The organism is Amycolatopsis sp. CA-161197 (assembly GCF_050942255.1).
Taxonomy (GTDB): Bacteria; Actinomycetota; Actinomycetes; order Mycobacteriales; family Pseudonocardiaceae; genus Amycolatopsis.
On the sequence record NZ_CP192059.1, the window covers coordinates 2,551,245 to 2,572,274 of the forward strand.

General features: G+C 72.7%; 19 protein-coding genes and 1 pseudogene. 7 read left to right on the forward strand and 13 right to left on the reverse strand.

Annotation, left to right across the window (positions count from 1 at the left end; all coding sequences use genetic code 11):
• Window positions 1–90 precede the first annotated feature (90 nt).
• The 4 genes and pseudogenes from ACQPXB_RS12280 to ACQPXB_RS12295 all read right to left on the reverse strand — a co-directional run.
• Window positions 91–705 (reverse strand): annotated as a pseudogene (locus tag ACQPXB_RS12280) (hypothetical protein); the annotation flags it as partial.
• Window positions 706–708: 3 nt separating this feature from the next.
• Window positions 709–2,229, reverse strand: coding sequence for an SPFH domain-containing protein (locus ACQPXB_RS12285; RefSeq protein WP_366583725.1), 1,521 nt, complete (start codon window positions 2,227–2,229; stop codon window positions 709–711).
• Window positions 2,230–2,276: 47 nt separating this feature from the next.
• A complete protein-coding gene (locus ACQPXB_RS12290; protein WP_220238050.1) occupies window positions 2,277–2,486 on the reverse strand; it encodes a hypothetical protein in 210 nt (69 codons plus the stop codon).
• Complete coding sequence (locus tag ACQPXB_RS12295; protein WP_432851573.1) at window positions 2,483–4,540, reverse strand: PASTA domain-containing protein; 2,058 nt, start codon at window positions 4,538–4,540, stop codon at window positions 2,483–2,485. The genes ACQPXB_RS12290 and ACQPXB_RS12295 overlap by 4 nt, the downstream gene beginning before the upstream one ends.
• Before the next feature lie 103 nt (window positions 4,541–4,643).
• Here ACQPXB_RS12295 and ACQPXB_RS12300 point away from each other — a divergent pair, with 103 nt between their 5' ends.
• Complete coding sequence (locus tag ACQPXB_RS12300; RefSeq protein ID WP_360605980.1) at window positions 4,644–5,012, forward strand: Rv2175c family DNA-binding protein; 369 nt, start codon at window positions 4,644–4,646, stop codon at window positions 5,010–5,012.
• Between the two features lie 136 nt (window positions 5,013–5,148).
• Here the strand turns inward: ACQPXB_RS12300 and ACQPXB_RS12305 are convergent, their stop codons facing one another.
• The 5 genes from ACQPXB_RS12305 to merB all read right to left on the reverse strand — a co-directional run bounded on the left by ACQPXB_RS12305 (window position 5,149) and on the right by merB (window position 10,274).
• Window positions 5,149–5,937: an LLM class F420-dependent oxidoreductase gene (locus ACQPXB_RS12305; RefSeq protein WP_432851575.1), complete on the reverse strand. Its 789-nt coding sequence runs from the start codon at window positions 5,935–5,937 to the stop codon at window positions 5,149–5,151.
• A 3-nt stretch (window positions 5,938–5,940) separates the two neighbouring features.
• Entirely contained in the window at window positions 5,941–6,864 is a 924-nt protein-coding gene (locus ACQPXB_RS12310; protein WP_432851577.1) for a phytoene/squalene synthase family protein, read from the reverse strand.
• Window positions 6,861–8,339 (reverse strand): phytoene desaturase family protein, encoded by a 1,479-nt coding sequence (gene crtI / locus ACQPXB_RS12315; RefSeq protein WP_432851579.1) that lies wholly within the window; start codon window positions 8,337–8,339, stop codon window positions 6,861–6,863. The genes ACQPXB_RS12310 and crtI overlap by 4 nt, the downstream gene beginning before the upstream one ends.
• Window positions 8,336–9,427 carry a polyprenyl synthetase family protein gene (locus tag ACQPXB_RS12320; RefSeq protein ID WP_366583730.1) on the reverse strand — a complete coding sequence of 364 codons (1,092 nt, stop codon included), beginning with the start codon at window positions 9,425–9,427 and terminating at the stop codon, window positions 8,336–8,338. The genes crtI and ACQPXB_RS12320 overlap by 4 nt, the downstream gene beginning before the upstream one ends.
• A gap of 160 nt (window positions 9,428–9,587) precedes the next feature.
• A complete protein-coding gene (merB, locus tag ACQPXB_RS12325; RefSeq protein WP_366583731.1) occupies window positions 9,588–10,274 on the reverse strand; it encodes an organomercurial lyase in 687 nt (228 codons plus the stop codon).
• Window positions 10,275–10,375: 101 nt separating this feature from the next.
• On the opposite strand from merB, the gene ACQPXB_RS12330 reads away from it, so the two are divergent.
• The 3 genes from ACQPXB_RS12330 to ACQPXB_RS12340 all read left to right on the forward strand — a co-directional run bounded on the left by ACQPXB_RS12330 (window position 10,376) and on the right by ACQPXB_RS12340 (window position 14,191).
• Entirely contained in the window at window positions 10,376–11,260 is an 885-nt protein-coding gene (locus ACQPXB_RS12330) for a methylenetetrahydrofolate reductase (protein WP_366583732.1), read from the forward strand.
• A 42-nt stretch (window positions 11,261–11,302) separates the two neighbouring features.
• Window positions 11,303–12,988: a DUF885 domain-containing protein gene (locus ACQPXB_RS12335; RefSeq protein ID WP_432851582.1), complete on the forward strand. Its 1,686-nt coding sequence runs from the start codon at window positions 11,303–11,305 to the stop codon at window positions 12,986–12,988.
• 294 nt (window positions 12,989–13,282) lie between these two features.
• A complete protein-coding gene (locus ACQPXB_RS12340) occupies window positions 13,283–14,191 on the forward strand; it encodes a DMT family transporter (protein WP_386956011.1) in 909 nt (302 codons plus the stop codon).
• On the opposite strand, the gene ACQPXB_RS12345 is transcribed toward ACQPXB_RS12340, so the two are convergent.
• The gene (locus ACQPXB_RS12345) at window positions 14,130–14,702 is read right to left on the reverse strand and encodes a GNAT family N-acetyltransferase (RefSeq protein WP_366583735.1); all 573 of its coding nucleotides are present in this window, start codon (window positions 14,700–14,702) and stop codon (window positions 14,130–14,132) included. The two genes, ACQPXB_RS12340 and ACQPXB_RS12345, sit on opposite strands and share 62 nt — an antisense overlap.
• A complete protein-coding gene (locus ACQPXB_RS12350; RefSeq protein WP_432851585.1) occupies window positions 14,699–15,223 on the reverse strand; it encodes a YbaK/EbsC family protein in 525 nt (174 codons plus the stop codon). The genes ACQPXB_RS12345 and ACQPXB_RS12350 overlap by 4 nt, the downstream gene beginning before the upstream one ends.
• Window positions 15,224–15,443: 220 nt before the next feature.
• Here ACQPXB_RS12350 and ACQPXB_RS12355 point away from each other — a divergent pair, with 220 nt between their 5' ends.
• From ACQPXB_RS12355 to ACQPXB_RS12365, 3 genes are read left to right on the forward strand one after another with little or no spacing between them, the layout of a single operon-like run.
• A complete protein-coding gene (locus ACQPXB_RS12355; protein WP_432851587.1) occupies window positions 15,444–15,905 on the forward strand; it encodes an SAV_6107 family HEPN domain-containing protein in 462 nt (153 codons plus the stop codon).
• A complete protein-coding gene (locus ACQPXB_RS12360) occupies window positions 15,895–16,662 on the forward strand; it encodes a maleylpyruvate isomerase N-terminal domain-containing protein (RefSeq protein ID WP_366583738.1) in 768 nt (255 codons plus the stop codon). Before ACQPXB_RS12355 ends, ACQPXB_RS12360 begins: the two co-directional genes overlap by 11 nt.
• Window positions 16,663–16,721: 59 nt before the next feature.
• Window positions 16,722–17,837, forward strand: a complete 1,116-nt coding sequence (locus ACQPXB_RS12365; protein ID WP_432851589.1) for a VOC family protein — start codon at window positions 16,722–16,724, stop codon at window positions 17,835–17,837.
• Window positions 17,838–17,846: 9 nt separating this feature from the next.
• On the opposite strand, the gene ACQPXB_RS12370 is transcribed toward ACQPXB_RS12365, so the two are convergent.
• Both ACQPXB_RS12370 and ACQPXB_RS12375 read right to left on the reverse strand, forming a co-directional pair.
• The gene (locus tag ACQPXB_RS12370) at window positions 17,847–19,544 is read right to left on the reverse strand and encodes an FAD-dependent oxidoreductase (RefSeq protein WP_432851591.1); all 1,698 of its coding nucleotides are present in this window, start codon (window positions 19,542–19,544) and stop codon (window positions 17,847–17,849) included.
• 56 nt (window positions 19,545–19,600) lie between these two features.
• Window positions 19,601–20,956 carry a carboxylesterase/lipase family protein gene (locus tag ACQPXB_RS12375; protein ID WP_432851593.1) on the reverse strand — a complete coding sequence of 452 codons (1,356 nt, stop codon included), beginning with the start codon at window positions 20,954–20,956 and terminating at the stop codon, window positions 19,601–19,603.
• Window positions 20,957–21,030 lie beyond the last annotated feature (74 nt).

The following is a 21,030-nucleotide window of genomic DNA, read 5'->3' on the forward strand; positions in this document are numbered from 1 at the left end:
ACCAGGGTCGGTGCGCTGGGCAAGCGCGCTGTCGGTCCTGGCAGCCGAAGGCCCGGCGGAAACACCGGAATCGGTCACCGCCACGGCGTTCCGCAGCGCCACCCCGTTGCCCGGCCGCTTCGGCAGCCCCGGCCACAACTCCCCGGCTTCCTCCGCCGCCGCCCGGATCGCCGCGCCGTCGAGTTCCGTGTGCGTCTCCTTGATGTCCCGGTCCAGCCACTGGACCACGAGCGTGAACGGCCCGTCCCCCGGCAGCGGCCACACGAAGATCTGGTGGTCCAGGTGGAACTGCGTCCCGCCGCCACCGACAGCGCGCAGCACGGGCGAAGTGGGCTCCGAGGCCGACGGCACCGAAATGGACTCCGAGCTGGCCCGGCTCCCGTCGGGGTACAGCACACCGACGAGCAGCGCGTTGTAGTCCGGGACCCGCCGGTGGTCGATGAGGGAGCCGCTGCGGCCCTCCTCCAGGCTGTCGCGCGAGTACACGGCCAGCCGCAGCGTCAGCGCCGACGGCCAGACCTCGATGCCGCGCAGGGCGACGATCGTGCGTTCGGAACGGCCGAGCGGCCGCGCCCACGGCAGGAGCGCCGGGACGATGTGGTCGTTCGGCGGGCCCATCCACGGACGGCCCTCGTAGCCGAACAGCTCCCGTTCCCGCACGGGGAACAGGGGGCGTTCACGAGGACCGTCCGTGAAGAAGCTCATGGGCTACTCGCGCGGGGACAGGTCGCCGTTCGACAGCGCCTGCTCCGAACCGAGGGCCTGCTCCGAACTCTTGCCACCCGACGGCTTCGAGGGGCTGCCCATGGCGTCCATCAGCTGGCGGGCCAGGCCGAGGCCCGTTCCGCCGAGCGACAACGCCTTGGTGAACATGTCCGACATCCCGTCCGCGCCGTTCAGGACCACCATGTGGTCGACGTTACCGAACGCCTGCGCGCCGGCCTCGACGATTTCCGGCCAACGTTCGGCCAGCTGTTGTGCTACCACAGCTTCCTGGTTCTCCGCCAGTGCCGCCGCTCGCGCCTTGATCGACTCGGCCTCGGCCAGACCACGGGCCCGGGCCGACTCGGCTTCCGCCAGACCCCGCGCCTTCGCAGCCTCTGCCTCCGCCAGACCGCGAGCCTGCGCGGCCGCCGCTTCGGCCTCACCGGTGGCGCGCGTGGCCCCCGCCGACGCCTCGGCCCGGGCCTTCGTGGCCTGCGCCTCCGCCTCGGCGGCCGTCTTCACACGCGTCGCGTCGGCCGCGGCCCGCAGCTCGGTCTCCTTGGCCTCGGCCTGCGCGCGGGCGATCTGTGCGTCGCGGTCGGCATCGGCCGTCGTGCGGGTCTCGTACGCCTTCGCGTCGGCCGGCTTGCGGACCTGCGACTGCAGGCGCTGCTCGGCCAGCGCGGCCTCCAGCTCGGCCGCCCGCGTCTCCTGGACCACGACCTCCTGCCGCGCCGTCGCTTCGGCCAGCGGACCCGACTGGCTGGCCTTCGCCTTGGCCTGGTCGACCTCGGCCTGGTACCCGGCCTGCTTGATCTGGCTCTCCCGCATCGCGCCCGCCTTCTGCGCGGCGGCCGCCTGCTCCGCCTGCGTGGCCTCCTGGTCACGCTGCGCTTCGGCGATGCGGGCCGACGCGGCGATGGCCGCGGCGTGCGGCTTGCCGAGGTTGAGGATGTAGCCCGACTCGTCGTCGATCTCCTGGATCTGCAGCGAGTCGACGATCAGGCCCAGCTTGATCATCTCCGTCGCCGAAGACTGGCGGATCTCGCCGGTCAGCGCGTCGCGGTTGTGGATCATCTCCTCGATGGTCAGCCCGCCCACGATCGAGCGCAGGTGGCCCGAGAACAGCTCGTGGATGGTGTCGTTCATGCCCTTCTGCTGGTCGAGGAAGCGGCGGGCGGCGTTGGCGATGGAGGCGTAGTCGTCGCCCACCTTGTAGATCACCACCGCGCGCACGGTCACGGGCAGGCCCTGCTTGGTCACGCAGGACACCTGCAGGTTGACGCCGCGCGTGTCCAGCGAAAGCCGCCGCGCGGTCTGGAAGCCGGGGATCACGTTGACGCCCCGGCCGGTCACGATCTTGAATCCGAGGCTGTCGGCGGTCTCGGTGCGCTCCACCCGGATCCCCCACCCGGAGATGATGAGCGCCTCGTTCGGCTCCGCGACCTTGTACAGGATCCGCAGGAGCCCGAACAGCACGATCACGGCCACGACCGCGATCACGACGATGAGCCAGATTTCCATAACCCCTCGCAGCCCGATTTTCGGTTGTTGGTAGCTCTTCGACGCCGCTAAGGCTTCAGCGGTTGCCACCGTTCGACGTAAACCGTGCGCGGGGGTTCGAAATCCACCACAAGGACCTGCGTACCGGTCGGAAAGGACACTTCGGGGTCGGCCGCGTAGGCGTAGAAGGCCTCGGTGCCGCCGCGGACGCTGAGCAGCACCTCACCGATCAGGCCCGGGCCGACGGCGCCCGTGACGCGGCCTCGGTTGCCGATCATCCGCCGAAGCCCCGGATCTTCACCTTCGTGCCCTTCGGCACCAGCGAACCCGGCTGCGGGTCCTGCTGGAAGACGAAGTTGAAGCCGCCGCCGCCACCGTGGCCGCGGCCACCGCCGCCGCCCTGCTTGTCGACGTCGAGCCCGGCCTGCTTGAGGATCTGCTCGGCCTCGTCGAACTGCTTGAACCGCACGTCGGGCACCTGCACGGCGTTGGAGACGAAGACCTTCACCTGCTTGCTGCCCGGCGAGTTCGCCGGCGGGTCGGTGCGGGTGACGCCGCCGGCCGGGATCGTCTGCGAGAACTCCTCGCCGCCGTCCACCGGCTGGAAGCCGGCCTGCTGCAGCAGCTGGAACGCCTCGTCCTTCGGCCGGCCCGTGACGTCGGGCACCGGCGGGAGCGGTTCCGGGCCCTTCGACAGGACCACGGTGACCTGGCCGCCGATGTCCACCGGCGTGCCGGCCGCGGGGCTCACGCTCACGACGGTGCCCTGGGGCGCGGTGTCGCTGAACGCCGGCGTGCCCTGTGTGACGTTGAGCTGCTGGGCCTGGATCGCCTTCGTCGCCTCGGCCAGCGAAGTGCCGACCTGGATGTTCGGCACCACCGGCTTGCCCTTGGACACCACGACGGAGACGTTCGCGTCCTTCTCCAGCTGCGTGCCCTCGGCCGGTGTCACCTTGACCACGGTGTTGGCCGGCACGGTGTTGCTGAACTCCTGGCTGTACTGCGGCGTCAGGTTCGCCGCGCGCAGCTTGTCACCGGCCTCGGCCTGCGTCAGGCCCACCAGCTTCGGCACGGCCGCCGTGGTGGGCGCCGACTCGCTGAGGATGAACGCGAACGCGCCGATCAGCCCGCCCAGCACCAGCACGCCCACCGCGATCAGGGCGAACATCTTCCGCCGGTCCCGTGGCTTCGGCTCGTCGGCCGGCGGACGCGGGCGCCGCGGCGGAGGCGGGGTGGGCGGGACCGCGGCGACCTGCTGCGTCGGCATCGGCTGGCCCGCGGGCGGCGACGGCGGCGGCCCGACCGGGACGGCCCGGGTCAGCGCCCGCGTGCCCTGCGGACCGGCCACGGGCATCGTCTGCTCGGTCACCGGGATGCGCGGCATTGTCCGCTCGGTGTCGGACATGCGGTCGCCGTCCGGCGGCGGGGGCACGGGCACCGGCACGACCGGCAGGCCCAGCTCCGCGCGCACGGCCTGCAGCTCGGCCAGGAACACGCCGGCGTCGGCCGGGCGCAGCTCGGGGTCGCGGCGGGTGGCGCGCAGGATGAGGTCGTCGAGCGCGGGCGGCAGGTCCGGCCGCAGCTCGCTGGGGCGCGGCACGTCGTCGTTCACGTGCCGGTAGGCGACCGACAGGGCCGTGTCGCCGGAGTAGGGCGTCTGGCCGGTGAGCATCTCGTACAGCAGGATCCCGGCCGAGTACACGTCGCCGCGGGCCCCTGTGACGCCCGTGGTGACCTGCTCGGGCGAGAGGTAGGCGACGGTGCCGAGGATGACGCTCGAGCTCGTCGTGCCCGCGCTGGCGACCGCGCGCACGAGGCCGAAGTCGCCGACCTTCACCACACCGCCCGACAGGGCGCCGCTGCTGCGGCCGATGAGCACGTTCTCGGGCTTCACGTCGCGGTGCACCAGCCCGGCGGCGTGCGCGGCGGCCAGGGCCGACAGCACGGGCTCGGCGATGCTCAGCGCGAGGGCGACGTCGAGCTTGCCCTGCTCGGACAGCAGGTCGCGCAGCGTCCCGCCGTCGACGAGCTCCATCACGAGGAACGCGAGCCCCGCGTCCTCACCGGGCGGGACGTCGAAGCCCTGGTCGTGCACGGCGACCACGTTCGGGTGGTGCAGCTGGGCGGCCGAACGCGCTTCGCGCACGAAACGGTCCACGAACGAGCGGTCGTCGGCGAAGCGGGGATCCATGATCTTGATCGCGACCGCGCGGTCCAGCCGGGTGTCCATCCCCCGGTAGACCGACGACATCCCGCCCCGGGCGAGCAGCCTGTCCACGCGGTAGCGGCGTTCGAGCAGCGTGCCGACGAGGCTGGGGTGCGTGCGTGTCACGGCTGGCTATCGTACGGAACCATGCCCGCGTGGGTGAGGTGAGGAGGCGGGTCACCCGTGCGTACCAGTCGGGAAACCGGTCGAATGTGGCACAGTGTCACGTGTGAGTGGGATTCCTGTCGCCGATGACGTCCTCGACTCCGCTGTCACCGTCCTTCCCCTGAACCAGGTGGCGGCCGTGCTCGGGATCTCGTCCAACAAGGTGCGCCAGATGCTGCGCGACGGTCACTTGATCGCCGTGCGCCGCAAAGGCGAGCTGTGCGTGCCCAGCGATTTCTTCGTCAAAGACGGAGTGGTCAAGGGCCTGGCGGGCACCATCACGGTGCTCGCGGACTCGGGGTTCAGCCGCACCGAGATGCTGCGCTGGCTCTTCGCGGAGGACGACACGCTGCCGGGCGTGACCCCCGTCAACGCGCTGCGGACGAGCCACGGCACCGAAGTGAAGCGGCGCGCCCAGGCCATGGCTTTCTAGGCTTTTCGCCCGATTCGCTCCGCGCCGGTCCGACCACGCGGGGTAGCCGATCGCGGCCTGCCGCTCCGAGTTTTCCGTCCGAACCGCCCGAAGGCCTCCCCGCTCGCGCGAGGAGGCCTTCGGAGAACTTCGTGTGTCAGCCGTTCTGCTTGTCGCGCCAGGCGACCCACGTCTTGAGGGCCGTGAGGTCGTAGTCGGGACCGCCGACGCCGACGGTGAACGTGGTCACGCCCAGCTCGACGAGCTTCGGGCCGAGCTCTTCCGGGTCACCCTGCACGCCGCAGGAGCGCTCGATCTCGAGCGGGTCGCGGCCGAGGTCGGCGCAGTGCTGGTCGAGGATCTTCACCTTGCGCTCGACGACCTCCGGGTCGCCGAAGCCGTGCCAGATGTCGGCGTGCTTCGCGACCATCTTGAGGGTCTTCTTCTCGCCGCCACCGCCGATGAGCACGGGGATCTTGCGCGTCGGCGCCGGGTTCAGCTTGCCCAGCCGGGATTCGATGCGCGGCAGCGACTCGGCGAGGTTGTCGAGGCGGCCGCCGGCGGTGCCGAACTCGTAGCGGTACTCGTCGTAGTCCTTCTCGAACCAGCCCGAGCCGATGCCGAGGATGAGCCGGCCGCCCGAGATGTGGTCGACGGTGCGGGCCATGTCCGCGAGCAGCTCCGGGTTGCGGTAGCTGTTGCACGTGACCAGCGCGCCGATCTCGACGCGGGACGTCGACTCCGCCCAGGCGCCGAGCATGGTCCAGCATTCGAAGTGCATGCCGTCGGGATCGCCGTAGAGCGGGTAGAAGTGGTCCCAGTTGAAGACGATGTCGGCGCCGATGTCCTCGGCCGCCGAGGCGGTGCGGCGGATGGTGTCGTAGTCGGCGTGCTGCGGCTGGAGCTGCAGGCCGACCCGCAGCCGCCGGTTCGAAGCGGAAGTCATGGCTCAGAGCCTACGCACGCGGCCGCGGGCCCACACGGTGACCAACCGCGGCAGCGCCACGGCCAGGCGGCGGCCCTTGCCGACGACCGCGCGCCGGTTGAGCACGTCGTAGTCCAGCGCCTCGATCTCGTCGAGGATGCCTTCGTACAGCGTGATCGCCGTGCGCACGCAGGGCCGGGATTCGGGACGCAGCAAGGGAATTCCGGCTTCGGCGCGCCGGTACACCGCGCGGGCGCGCGACACGCCGACGGCGAGCGCGCGCCGCACGCGCGGATCGGGCACCCCGCGCCGGCGTGACTCCACGAGCAGTTCGCGGTCGACACCGAACGCCGAAAGTTCTTCAACGGGAAGGTAAAGCCGGCCGCGGTCGAGGTCTTCGCCGATGTCCCGTAAGAAGTTCGTAAGTTGGAACGCTTCCCCGAGCGCCGCGGCGCTGGATTCGGCCTCTGCCAAGGGAACGACGGTGCCGAACACCGGCAGCATCTGCAGCCCGATCACGCACGCCGAACCGTGGACGTACTCCGCCAGCTCCGCGTACGTGGCGTACTCGGTGACGGTGAGGTCCATCCGCATCGAGTGCAGGAACGCGTCCACGAGCTCGCGCCGGATGCTGTAGCGGCGCACGGTGTCGGCGAGCGCGGCAAGCACGGGATCGGTCGGCGCGCCGCCTTCGTAGACCTCGTCGACCATTCCGGCCACGTTGTCCAGCGCGGCCTTGGGATCCGTACCCGGTTCCGGGTTGTCCACAAGCTCGTCGGCCATGCGCGCGAAGCCGTACAGCGCGTGCGCGGCGGGCCGGGCCCGCGCGGGCAGGAGCCGGGTGGCGAGGAAGAACGTGCGGCCGTGGTGGGCGTTGATGCGGCGGCATTCGGCGTAGGCGGCCCGCAGGCCGGGGTCCGAGATGCCGGCGGCGTCCAGTTCTGTCACCGGCCGGTGATCCTTTCCGCGGCGAGACGTCCGGAGATCAGCACCGGCGGGATGCCGACGCCGGGGGTGGTGCCGCAGCCGGCGAGCACCACGTTGCCCGCGGCCCGCACGAGGTTGGCGGGCCGGAACGGGCCGGTCTGGGCGAACGTGTGGGCCAGCGAGAACGGCGTGCCCGCGGACAGCCCGCGCGCGGCCCAGTCGGCGGGCGTCACGACCTCGTCCACGGTGAACTCGTCGCCGAACCCCGTCAGCCCGCGGGATTCCAGTGTGCGCAGCAGTTCCTCGCGATAGGCCGGGCCGACGCGCGGCCAGTCGATGCCGCCGCGGCGCAGGTTCGGCGCGGGCGCGAGCACCGACACGATCTCGCCGCCGTCGCCCGCCAGCCCCGGTTCCGTCGCGGTGGGCCGCGTGACGAGCAGCGACGGATCGCTCATCAGCCGGCCTTCGCGCACGATCTCGGCGAACGTCCGGTCCCAGGCCCGGCCGAAGAAGATCGTGTGGTGCCCGAGCTGCGGCCACGACCGCTTCGCGCGCCCGTGCAGGACCACGGCCGAAGGCGAGTAGCGCAACGGGAGCACGCGGCCGGGCCGGGCGCCCACCAGCCGGTACGCGGTGCCGAGCTCGGTGGCGAGCACGACCGCGTCGCACTCGATCCGCTCGCCCGAACGCGTGCGCACGGCCCGCACCCGCGCCGACACGCGCTCCAGCCACGCGGCTTCGGTGCCGAACCGCAGGTCGGCGCCCGCTTTCGCGGCGGCCGCGGCCATCGTGCGCGCAACCGCGCCCATGCCGCCCCGCGGGTAGTAGACGCCGCCGACGGTGTCCATGTACGCGATCACGCCGTACGCGCCGAGCGCCCGCGCCGGGTCGAGCCCCGCGTAGAGCGCCTGGAAGGAGAACAGCCGGCGCACGCGTTCGTCGCGCAGGAACTTCGCGACTTTCGGGCCGAGCCGCCCGAACCCGCCCAGCGCGGCGAGCTTCACCAGCTCCGGGCGCGCCAGGTCGAGCGGCGAATCGAAGTTGGCGCCGATGAAGTGGTCTTTCTGCGCCGCGTACAGCTCGGTGAGCCAGCGGCGCAGCGCGCGATAACCGGCGGCCTCGGTGGGGCCGGCGAACGCGCGGATCTCCTGCTCCATCGCGTCGCCGTCGGTGCGCAGCGCGAGCGTGCTGCCGTCGGCGAAGCGGGCGTGGTAGGCGGGGTCGAGCTTGGTGAGCGGCAGCGCGTCCGCCAGCGATTCGCCGACGGCGTGCAGGGCCTCGTCCACCAGCTCCGGCATGGTCAGCACGCTCGCGCCGGTGTCCACCGCGTTGGCGCCGAAGTCCTGCTGCCCGGCGCGCCCGCCCGGCACCTTGTCCTGCTCCAGCAGCGTCACACGGCGGCCCGCGCCGAGCAAGTGCAGCGTCGCCGAAAGCCCGGCCAGGCCCGCTCCGACCACCACCACGTGGTCGGTGGGCCCGGAGACGGTCTTGGTCACGAGGTCCGCCGCGTCGCCTTGCCGACGAGGTCGGCCAGCGCGGCCGGAGCCGGCTCGGCCAGGTGCGCGCGCTCGAGGGCGGCCATCGCCGAGGCGGTGAGGTCGTCGATGCGGTGCTCCACGGCGTCGACCGCGCCGACGCTCGTCAGGGCCTCGCGCACGGCGTCCACGGCCGTGTCGGACAGGTCGGCCTTGCCGATGGCGTCGGCGATCACCTTGGCGGCCGTGCGGTCGCCGCGCTCGTCGGCCAGCTGCAGGCCCAGGGCCACGAGCAGGGTGCGCTTGCCCTCGCGCAGGTCGTCGCCCGCGGGCTTGCCGGTCACCGACGGGTCGCCGAACACGCCCAGCAGGTCGTCGCGCAGCTGGAACGCCACGCCGACGTCGCCGCCGAACTCCAGCAACGTGTCGACGAGCCGGTCGTCGGCCCCGGCGAGCGCGGCGCCCAGGTGCAGCGGGCGCTGCACGGTGTACGCGGCGGTCTTCAGCCGGTCGATGCGCAGCGCGGCCTCGGGCGACGCGTCGCCGACGGCCTGCGTGCGGACGTCGAGGTACTGCCCGGCGAGCACCTCCGTGCGCATGGCGCGCCAGGCCGGGCGGGCCTTCGCCAGCGTCTGCGCGGGCAGCGGGGCCTCGGCGAACATGTCGTCGGCCCACGCGAGCGCGAGGTCGCCGACGAGCACCGCCGTGGCCAGCCCGAACGTCGCGGGCGAACCCAGCCAGCCGTGGTCGGCGTGCACCTTGGCCGACGCGACGTGCACGGTCGGGTTGCCGCGGCGCGAGTCGGAGGAGTCGATGAGGTCGTCGTGGATCAGCGCGCACGCCTGGATCAGCTCCAGGCTCGCCACGACCTGCAGCGCACCCTCGGCTTCGGTGCCGGACGCCGCCCCGCCGGCCCCGCGCCAGCCCCACCACGCGAACGTCGGCCGGATGCGCTTGCCCCCGCACAGCACGAAGCCCGACAGCACGTCGATGCCCGCCGCGACACTCGGCTCCGTGCGCACGATCTCGTCGCCCGCACGCTCGAGGAACGCGGTCAGCGCACGCTCGACGTGGGCAGGCAGATCGTCGTCGAAACCGGGCGCGTCCATGCCGCCATCATCCGGGGCGCGGGCCCGGCCGCTCGCGCCGGGTGCCCCCGATGTGGCGCACGAGACGTCTGCTGCGGGATGTGCTCGGCCGGTCGTGGGTGCGCACCGTGGCGGGTGCTCGCGGCCGAGTCGTCTCAGCCTGCCCGCCCGGTCGCGGCCCTTACGACCGTCCCGTCCAGAACTCGCCGGGCAGCCCGGCGGCGGTGAAGTACGCGGCGGCCTCCGCCGGTTCCCGGCGCCGGTAGCCGTGCGCCAGGCGTCCGGCGTACCAGCCCTCGGCCAGGCGCCACAGGGCCGGGAGGTCGAGCACGGTGCCTTTCGCCATGCCCGTGCGCTCGGTCCATTCGTCCACACAGGACTCGCCGCAGAACAGGCGCTGGACGGAACAGGTGTGGCGCACGTCGTCCCACATGCGGGCCGTCGGCACGGGGAAGTGGGCGACCTGAGGCCCTTCGGGCGGCGCTTCGCGGCTCACGACCAACGCGGTGGGCTCGGTGCAGCACGGACAGCGGGTGGCGACGAGGACTTCGGGCTCGGCGGGCACCAGGTGCGGGATCGCGAACGAGTCCCACGCGCAGCCGCCCCACCACAGCGTTCGCTCGCCCATCACGGAGAACCCCAGCGGAATCGCCGCGAACGGGTGGGCCAGCACCACGTGCTCGCACTCGTCGAGCACCAGGTGGCGGGCGTCGGCGAGGCGGTGCAGGGCCTGCTTGGCCACGGCCAGCGAGCCGTGCGCCGCGTCGGCCAGCTCCGGTGCCGTCGGCGCGCGTCCGTGGGTGGCGAAGGCCCGGTACACGGCCACTCGCACGTCTTCGTCCCAGGCGGTGTCGTCTTCGCGGCTCATCGGTGGCTCCTCGCCGGAGGGTGCGAGTCCGACGGTACCCGTGGCCAAGGCCACGCGCCGGGGCTGCCAGTGTCCGGTTTCGCCCACTAACATGTGCGTTCATGACGTCGGTGATCGAGCGGTTGCAGGGGGACGGGCCCCGGTTCTCCATCGAGTTCTTCCCGCCCCGCGACGAGGCCGACGAGGCGGTGCTCTGGCGCTCCATCCGGGAGCTCGAGCCGTTCGACCCGGCGTACATGTCGATCACCTACGGCGCGGGCGGTTCGAGCCGCGACGGCACGATCCGCAGCATCGCCCGCGTCGCCACCGAGACCACGCTCTGCCCGATGGCGCACCTGACCGCGGTCGACCACTCGGTGTCGGAGCTGCGCAACGTGATCGGCTGGTACGCGGCCGTCGGCGTGCGCAACATCCTGGCGCTGCGCGGCGACCCGGCCGGCGAGGTGTACGGCGACTGGGTGCCGCACCCCGAAGGTCTCACGTACGCCGAGGAGCTGGTGGAGCTCATCCGCTCGCTGGGCGACTTCTGCGTCGGCGTGTCGGCGTTCCCGTACGGGCACCCGCGGTCGCCGGACCTGGAGTCGGACACCAAGTACCTCGTGCGGAAGTTCCGCGCCGGGGCCGATTTCGCCATCGCGCAGCTGTTCTTCGAGGCCGAGGACTTCCTGCGGCTGCGCGACCGCGTGGCCGCCGCGGGCTGCGACGCGCTGGTGCTGCCCGGCATCATGCCGCTGACCACGCTGCGCACGTTGCACACCACGATCAAGCTCTCGGGCGCACCCGCGTCGCAGCGGCTGCTCGACCGGCTGGAGCCCCTTTCGGACGACCCGAAGGCGTTCCGCGCGGCCGGGATCGACGCCGTCACCGAACTGGGTGAGAAACTGCTCGCCGAGGGCGTGCCGGACCTGCACTTCTACACATTCAACCGGTCCAAAGCCACGCGCGAGGTGGTGACGCGCCTCGGGCTCGTGCCGGCGCGCGCGTAAGTCCGTACCCCCGGCCGGGGCCCGGCCGGTACGGTTCGGCCCATGGCTTCCAGCGAACACAGCGTGCACGGGATCTCCGACCGGTACGTCGACGACTACGCGGCCGTGGATCCGGTCGCGGCCACCATGCTCGGCGTCTCGGGGTACGACGACCAGCTCACCGACTACTCGCCCGCCGGCCACGCGGCCCGGGCCGAGCTCGCGGCGAAGGCGCTCGCGGACGTGACCGCCGCCGAGCCCGCCGACGCGGGGGAGCGGGTCGCGAAGGCGGTGTTCACCGAGCGCGTGGGCCTGGACGTGGAGATCCACGACGCCGGCCTCGACATCGCCGCGCTGAACGTGATCGCGAGCCCGGTGCAGGACCTGCGCATGGTGTTCGACCTGATGCCGATGGACACGCCCGAGCAGTGGGCTGACATCGCGGCCCGCCTGAAGAAGGTGCCCGAAGCGCTCGCGGGGGTGCGCGCGTCGCTGCTGGCCGCGGCCGACGCCGGGCGCGTGTCGGCGCTGCGGCAGGTCGGCAAGGTCGCCGAGCAGTGCGAGACCTACGCCGGCCTCGGCGAGGGGCCGAGCTTCTTCGCCGGCCTCGTGGGCAACGCGGGCGAGGTGGGTGCCGCGTTGTCCAGTGATCTGCAGGCAGGCGCTCGCGCGGCCGACGAGGCGTTCGCGGAGTTCGCCGGTTTCCTGCGCGCCGAGCTCGCGCCGAAGGCCCCGGCCAAGGACGCCGTGGGCGAGGACGTCTACCGGCTGTGGTCGCGGTACTTCATCGGCGCGGAGCTGGACCTGCGCGAGGCGTACGAATGGGGCTGGCACGAGTTCGCCCGCATCGACACCGAGATGCGCGCGGTGGCCGAGCGGATCCGCACGGGCGCGTCCGTCGCGGAGGCCGCCGAGGTGCTCGACGCCGACCCGCGCTACCGCGTGCAGGGCCGCCCGCAGTTCGAGGCCTGGATGCAGTCGCTGTCCGACGAGGCCCTGAAGTCCTTGCGCGGCAAGCACTTCGACATCCCCGACCGCCTCATGGCGCTGGAGTGCCGCATCGCTCCGCCGGGCGGCGGCGTCGGCGCGTACTACACCGGCCCGAGCGAGGACTTCACCCGCCCCGGCCGGATGTGGTGGTCGCTGCCGGCGGACAAGGACGAGTTCACCACCTGGCGCGAAGTGTCCACTGTGTACCACGAGGGCGTGCCGGGCCACCACCTGCAGATCGCGACGGCCGTCAACCAGGCCGCGTCGCTCAACAAGTACCAGCGGCTCATGACCTTCATCTCCGCCCACGGTGAGGGCTGGGCCCTGTACTCCGAGCGCCTCATGCAGGAACTCGGTTACCTGTCGGACGACGGCAACCTGCTCGGCATGCTCTCGGAACAGCTGTTCCGCGCCGCCCGCGTCGTCGTCGACCTCGGCATGCACCTGGAACTCGAGATCCCGCGCGGCACGGGCTTCCACGAGGGCTCGCGCTGGACCCCGGACCTCGGCCTGGAGTTCATGCTCACCCGCACCATCACCGACCAGGCCCACGTCCGCGACGAGATCGACCGCTACCTCGGCTGGCCCGGCCAGGCCCCCGCGTACAAGCTCGGCGAACGCCTCTGGCTGGCCGCCCGCGACGACGCCCGCCGCCGGCTGGGGGATGCGTTCGACATCAAGCAGTTCCACACCCGCGCGCTGGAGATGGGCGGGATGGGGCTGGACACGTTGCGGGAGCAGTTGGCTCTGTTGAGCTGAGTTCTCTGGTTCGGCTCGGTGAAGCCCTCCACGGCCGCGGCGGTGGAGGGCTTCACTGTGTTCGGGGAACTTCCCTTCGCGCGAAAACCCTTTGGCTCCACCACCGCCCCACCCCCTAAACTCCCGCCCGTGCATCGGATCTTCCTCGTCACCCCACCGCCCGCGCTCTGAGCGGGGTGGTGTCCGCCGCGTGTGAGTCCGTCCCAGGACCCCGCGGCTGATCAGTGCTGCACGAAAGCGAAAACCGCCCCGCGTCGTCGATGTCCGAAATCCTTCGACGCTGGAGCGTTGTCCATGTCTGTTGTGCTGTCCGAGCGCGCCCGGGGGTCGGTCGCGCTGGTTGTCGCCGGGGTGTTGTGGGGGACCGGGGGGTTGGCCGGGTCGTTGCTCGGGCAGCTGGCCGGGCTGCACCCGCTGGCCGTCGCCGCGTATCGCTTGCTGCTGGGAGGGGCGGCGGCGATCGCGGTGTCCGGCAAGGGGGTTCCGCGCGCCCGGATCGGGCGGGTGCTCGTGGTCGGCGTGTTGTTCGCGTTCTTCCAGACGACCTACTTCGCCGCCGTCGCGCTCGGGTCCGTCGCCACGGCGACCATGACCACCATCGGCGCCGCGCCCGTGATGCTCACCGTCGCCACGGCGGTCCGGAAGCGGCGGGCGCCGCGGTCCTGGACCCTGCTGTCGGTCGTCGGCTCCCTGGCCGGCCTGGTGCTGCTGTCCTGGACGCCGCACGTCGAAACCTCGAAAACAGCCATCGTCCTGGCCCTCGCCGCGGCGGCCGGGTTCGCGATCCTCACCACCCGTCCGGTCGACGACCCCCTGGCCACCACCGCGTACGGCTGCCTCACCGGCGGTCTGCTGCTCACCCCGGCCGCCCTCACGCTGGGCATGGCGCTGCCCGCGCGCCCCGACGTGCTGCTCGTCGCGGTCTACTTCGGCGTCGTGCCAACAGCGCTCGCGTACGCCGCGTACTTCAAGGGCCTCACCACGGCCCACCCCGTGCTCGGCGCGCTGTCGGCGCTGCTGGAACCGCTCACGGCGACGATCCTGTCCGTCGCCTTCCTCCACGAGCACCTGAGCCCGCAGGCCTGGGGCGGCGCGGCCCTGCTGACCGCGGCCCTGGCCGTCGGCTATTGGCGCCCGGAACCTACTTCGGGTCGAGCGGCAGCGGACGGCCGAGGATCGCGAACGGACGCGGGTCGCCCGTGAACTGGTAGTCGCGCAGGACGTCGACGAAACCGGTGCGCCGGTAGAGCTTCCACGCGCGGCTGGTGCCTTCGGGCGTGGACAGCAGCACGTTGGCGTTCGGGACCCCGTCGAGCAGCCGGCGCAGCAGGTCCTCGCCGATCTGCTTGCCCTGGTTCTCGGGGCGCACGTGGATCTCGGTGAGCTCGAAGTAGTCGCTCATCCACCGCTCGGCCTCCTCGGGGCCGGAGCGGCGGGTGAGGCCGTGGCGCACCTGCTCGTGCCACCACTGCCCGGCGCGGCCCTTGTACCCGTAGGCGAGGCCGAGCAGCACGTCGTCGGCGTCGAGGGCGGCCATGCAGCGCCAGCCCTCGCGCAACGCGTGGGTGAGCCACATCGGCGCGCGCTGCTCGGCGGTGCCTTCGGGGTACTGCATGGCCTTCACGTAGATGGCCAGCGCTTCGGGCAGGCGTGTGCGGAACTCGTCCGCGGACAACTGCACGTATCGGGAACACCCGGAGGACATGGCGGTCACGGCTGTCCATCCTCCACTCCCGCCGCGAGCGCGCCGGGGGTGCCCCCGGTCAGCTCGACGAGCCCGTCGAACGTCGTCGGGAACACCGACTTCGGGTGCCCGGCCGCGGCCCACACCTCGTCGTACGCGCGCAGGGCCGTGTCCACGAGCGTCACGAGCCGCCGGGGGTGCCCGACGGGGGCGACGCCGCCGATGGGCTGGCCGGTGTGCTCGCGCACGAAGTCCGCGTCGGCCTTGCCCACCTCGGCGAGGCCGGCGAGCGCGGCCAGGCGGGCCGGGTCGGCGCGGTGGGCGCCGGAGGTGAGGGCGAGCAGGGCCGTCTCCTCGCCTCCGGTCGTGCGGGCGCGGAACACGAGGCTGTTGGCGATCGCCCCGACCTCGACCCCGAGCGCTTCGGCGGCCTGGGCCGCGGTGCGGACCTCGGCCGGCAACACGCGCACCCCCTCGGCGGCGGTCTGCTGGCCTGCTTCGCTCAGAGCGGCTGTGACCTTGGCGACGGCGGGATGGTCGAGGGAGCTCATGCCGTTATGAGACCACGCCGACGGCACCGTGTCCCGCACCACGTCCCCGGATTCCACCGGCGGGGTTGAGAGAACGCGGCACCGGGGGTTACTCTGGAAATCGTTCGAACAGACGTTCGACATCCGGTGAGTGTTCACCGGCAGGTGCCCGGCGAGGGGCGGGGGAAGCGCCCCGCGGCCGGGCACCTGCCGGACTCGCCCGAGCGGGAGGAGGGTCGTCATGTCCGTCTCGGTCGTGTCCCCTGACCCCGGGCAGCCTCAGCTGCCCCTGTCGCTTCGCCCGCCGGCACCCCCGGCGGCGGCCACCCTGCTCGCCCAGGCCAAGCGCGGTCTGGCCGACGCCGAGAACGAACGTGATCCCGCCGAGCGGTTCATCGGCGCTTACCTCGCGGCGCTGCGCGGTGCGGCGGCGGTGCTCGCCGTGCGCGGGCGGCCGCGCCGGGGCCGCGGCCGTCCGGCCAGCGGCTGGGTGCTGCTCGACGCCGTGGCGCCGGAGCTGCAGGAGTGGTCTGCCTTCTTCGCCGCCAACTCGGCCACCCGTGCGGCCGCCGAAGCCGGCATCACGGGCAAAGTCACGGCCGAGTCGGCCGCGAACCTGCTGCGCGCCACCGGTCTGTTCCTCGAGCTGGTCCGCCGGCTCGTCCACGGCCTGCCCATCTCCCGCGAAGCCCATGTCGCGTGAGCTCGGTCCGGTCGACCACGGCCGGTTGCTCGAAGCGCTGGAGATCGAAGCGCGCGTGCTGGGGGAAGTGGCGCACACGGCGTCGGCCGAGGCGCCGGTGCCCACGGCCCCCGGCTGGACGCTGGGGGAGCTGCTGCGGCACGTCGGCAGTGTCCACCGCGTCACCCTCGGCTGGCTGCGTGAGGGCCACAAGCCCGCGCAGTGGCAGCGCATCCCGCACCAGGAGGAAACGGTCGCGGAGTACTACGCCTCGGGCCGCGACGCGCTGATCGCCGAACTGGCCGCCCACGACCCGGCCGACCACGCCGCCACCTGGTGGTCCGCCGATCCGACGTACGGCTTCTGGCGCCGCCGCACCCTCCACGAGACGCTCGTCCACCGCGTCGACGCCGAGCGCGCCGCCGGCGTCGACCACCCGGCCGTGCCCGCCGACCTCGCCACCGACGGCGTCGACGAGGTCCTCACCCTGTACTTCGGCCACAAACTCGCCCTGCTCGGCCTCACCGGCACCCGCCACGGCACCGTCGGCATCCAGACCGGCGGCCACAGCTGGATCGCCCGCGCGGGCCCCGAAACCATGGACGCGTGGCGCTGCTCGCCCGAGGAGGCCCGGTCCGCCGACGAACTCGTCAGCGGCGACCCGGCCAACGTCTACCTCTGGCTGTGGGGCCGCGCCGCCCCGACCGCCGTCGTCTCCTCGCGCGGCCACGACCTGGCCGCGCAACTCTGGGCCTTGCTGCGGCTGGCCACCCGCTGAACCGGAAAGTGGGGAAGCTTCCCCGGTTCCTGTCGGTGGCCCCCGCTACCTTCGCCCTCATGACGACGCCGTCCGCCCTCACCCTCGACGCCGCGCGGCCCCAGGAGCTGGCCCGCTTCTGGGCCGCGCTGCTCGACTGGCACCTCACCGAGCCGACCGACGAGGGTGCGGCTGCTGCGCCCGCGCCGGCTGGACCTCCGGCCGTCCGCACACCCGCTGCTCCCGCGTCGTCCGAGGCGGTTGTTGGTGCGGGGCCGGACAGGTTCGCGGAGCAACAAGACGCGGCGATCGACGCAGATGTCGAATCGGCCGCCGGCGGTACGGGTGCTGCGACGGTGCTGCCGGGCCGTTCGGTCGGTGGGTTGGCTTCCGCCGCGGCCGAGGGACAGTCGCTCGGCGTCGGTGAGGCGCCGGGCTTGCCCGGCGTGGAAGTCGAGCCGGATGCCTTGCTGCCGGGGCCTGCGGCGGACCGGCCGCCTTCCGCAGCGGCCGCCGTCAGCGCTGGGCGGGACAGTCGTGCTGGGCAACCAGAAGCCCGACCCGGCGACCAGAGCGACGTTGCCGACCCACCACCGATCCTGGCCGGGGGGCAGCGCCGGGCGGGGAGCAGTCCCGCGCAGGGCCTCGTCGCGCCGACCGTGCGGCCGCCCGCCGAGGACGGGTGCGAGTTCGACCTCGTGTTCGTCCCCGAGGCGGAGCCCAAGGTGCACAAGAACCGCCTCCACCTCGACCTGGCGAGCCGCACCCCGGAGCACCAGCGCGAGGTCGTCGAGCGAGCCCTGTCGTTGGGCGCGCGGCACCTTGACCTGGGCCAGGGTGACGTCCCCTGGGTGGTCCTCGCCGACCCCGAGGGCAACGAGTTCTGCGTCCTCGAGCCGCGGCCGGAGTACGACGGTTCGGGGGCGCTCGCGGCGCTGGTCGTCGACACGAGAGAACCCGCGCGGCTGGCGGAGTTCTGGTCGGAGCTCATCGGCTGGCCGATCACGGCCGATCAGGGGCCGCAGATCGTCGGCGTGCGCAGTCCGTCCGGCCGGGGCCCGGCGATCGAGTTCCTCAGTTCCACCGACACCAAGCGCGGCCGCAACCGTCTGCGGCTCGAACTGGCTGCGGGTGCGGATCCGTTGTCCCCCAAGCAAGATCCCGAGGGCAACGAGTTCTCCCACCGACAAGCCTGAAAACAGCCCTCACCGCCCGACGGGCTCCGCCGGTTCCTGCGGCCGCCCGCGCGGTCGCAGCGCCTCGGCCGCGAACATCCGGTGCAGTAGCTGGATCGCGACCGAACCCTCGCCCACCGCCGAAGCCACCCGCTTCACCGAAGCGTGCCGCACGTCGCCCGCCGCGAACACGCCGGGCAGGCTCGTCTCGAGCGGCAGCGGGTCCCGCGAGAGCGGCCAGGCACGGAGATCAGCGCCGGTCACGATGAAGCCGCGGTCGTCGCGTTCGACTTCCGGGGGCAGCCAGTCCGTGTGCGGGTGCGCCCCGATCATGACGAACAACCCGTCCGCGGCCACGATCTCCTCGCGTTCGGTCCGCCGGTCGCGAAGCACGAGCTGCTCCAGCCACCCGGTGCCCCCTCCGCCGACGATCTCGGTGGCGACCCGCACCCGCAGCCCTGGCGTGGCCTCGATCTCCCGGGCCAGGTAGTGCGACATGCCCGCCCCCAGCGACCGGCCGCGGACCAGGAGCGTGACCTGCTTGGCGAACCGCGCCAGGTACAGCGCGGCCTGGCCGGCCGAGTTCCCGCCGCCGACGACGAAGACCTCGCGGTCGGCGACACCGGGCGCCTCGGAAGCCGGACCGCCGTAGTAGACGCCGGCCCCGTTCAACGCCTCCAGCTCCGGCACGCCCAGCCGGTGGTAGGTGGCGCCCAGCGCGAGCAGCACCGCGCGCGAGCGCACCTGCGTGCCGTTGGACAGCGTGATCGCGAGCTCGTCGTCGCGCCGCAGCTCGGCCGCCCGCTGCATGAACACGAACTTCGCCCCGAACACCCACGACTGGTCGTACGCCTGCTGCGCCAGCCGGCGGCCGCTGACGCCGCGCGGGAAACCGAGGTAGTTGCGGATCAGCGAGCTGGACGTCGCCTGGCCGCCGAGGCCGCCCTCGTCGACGACCAGCGTGCCGAACCCTTCCGACGCGCCGTACATGGCCGCCGACAGCCCGGCCGGCCCGGCGCCGACGATCACGAGGTCGAACTCCATGCGGTCCGGGTTGACCGGCGCCCCCGAGGCCACGGCGATGTCGGCGTCGGTGGGGTTGCGCAGGACCGTGCCGTCGGGGAAGACGACGATCGGGAGCTCGCCCGGCCCGGCCTGGGCGATGCGGGCGCGGCCTTCGCTCGAGTCGGCCAGGGAGAACGAGTGCGGGATCGCGCACCGCCCGAGGACCTCCCGCAGCTGGTAGGCCCGGCCCGACCAGGAGTTGCCGACCACGTGGATCGTGTACGGCGACGTGCGCCGCACCTCGGTCCATTCGAGCAGCAGGTTCGAGATCGCGTGGTGGAAAACCTCGTCCGGTGCGGCCAGCGGCCTGAGCACGTAGTGGTCGATGTGCCCGCGCGCGATCGCGTCGAAGATCGCCTCACCCGTCGCGCGGTCGCCCCATTCGCCCCACGCGATCAGCAGCCCGCGTTTCGCGTGTGGGTGCAGCCGGCGCGCCTGGGCCAGCAATTCGCCGCCCGTCGTCCCGGAAAGCCATTGACCGGCCAGCACGAGCGCGACGTCTTCACCGTCCGCGGCGAGTTCTTCGAGCAACGCCAACGCTTCCTGAGCCGAAGCAAGGCTCACGATGCGGTAGTGGCGCGCGTAGCGCTCGCGCAATTCCCGTTCGACGTCACGCAGCGATTCCGCGTTCTCGTCGACGGCGAGAAGCACGGCGTCGGACATGCATCCGACAGTAACGGCGATCCACACGGAGGCGAACGCGTGGTTTTTCAAGGCCGTCAGGCCCGGAACACGAACACCCCGCCGTCCTCGCCGTGCCGCGGCCACCCCGGGTCACCGGTCGCGGCGAAGGCCACCCACGCCGCCTGCACCCGATCGGCCAGCTCGCGCGGCGGCGTCGGCCCTTCCAGCGCGGACAACCCGAGGTTGCCGAACACGAACCCCAGCTCCAGCCCGTGCGCCGCACCCACCCCGGGCAACGGCGAGGGCCACGCGAACTCGTACACGAACGCCGCCCGCGCTCGCGCGATCTCCGAGGCCGGACGGCGGAACAGCGCATCGGTCAGCACGTCGGCGTAAAGCTCGACCGGCGTGGTCCCTTCGGCAACGGCCTCGACCGCAAGACCCAGGCGCCCCAGCAACTCCGTCACGTCGGAATGCGAGACACTGTCCGGAAGCGACGCGCCGGCCAGCGCCAGCAGTTCGTCGGCGTTGGTGCCGATCAAGAGATCCACCCCGCCTCCGCGCAGCACCACGTCGAACGGCGGTTCGGCCAGCACCTCCCCGTCCACGACCGGCAGGAACGGCTGCGCGGCGGCCACGGTCGTCGCGCCCCAGCGCGCGGGGTCGAGGTCGGCCGTGAGGTCCGTGACGGCCGCCGTCGACAGCGCGGCGAGCTTCTCCGGGGCAACGCGCGCGAACCCCGCCGCCGTCGGCTCCACGCCGGCCGCGCGCGCGATCTCGCCGGTGACCAGAAGCGCGTCGGACGCGGAAAGCGCGGCCCGCGCGTTGGCGCTCTGCGCGATGGCCCGCCGGAACAAACCACGGTCCATCGCCACGTGCGCGAGCGTCGCGCCCGCGCCCGCCGACGTGCCGAACAACGTCACCGCGTCCGGGTCCCCGCCGAACGCCGCGATCCCGGCGCGCACCCACTCCAGCGCCGCGACCTGGTCGAGCAGAGCGCGGTTCGCGACCGCGTCCGGCAGCAGCGCGAAGCCTTCCGCGCCCAGCCGGAAGTTCACCGACACGAACACGACCCCGCGCCGCGCGAACGCCGCTCCGTCGTAGATCGGCATCGCCGACGAGCCGGTGACGTTCGAGCCGCCGTGCAGCCACACCAGCACCGGCAGGCCCGCCGCGGACGGGTCGGGTGTCCACACGTTGAGGTTGAGGCAGTCCGGCCCCTCGACCACCGGCTCCGCCAGGAACGAACCCGGCAACGGTGCCGAAGGCGCGGTCGGCCCGAACTCGAGCGCGTCCCGCACGCCGTCCCACGGCTCGGGCGGGCGCGGCGCCCGGAACCGGGCCTCGCCGAACGGCGCGGCCGCGTAGGGGATGCCGAGGAACCGCGTGACGCCTTCGCGCACGCTGCCCCGCACCCGGCCGTACGGGGTGGTGACGACGGGACCGGTCATCTCCCCATCGTTACCAGCGCCGGGCCCGCACCGGGGCGCGGCTGCCCGAATCGCCAGGGATTCCTGTCCCGAAA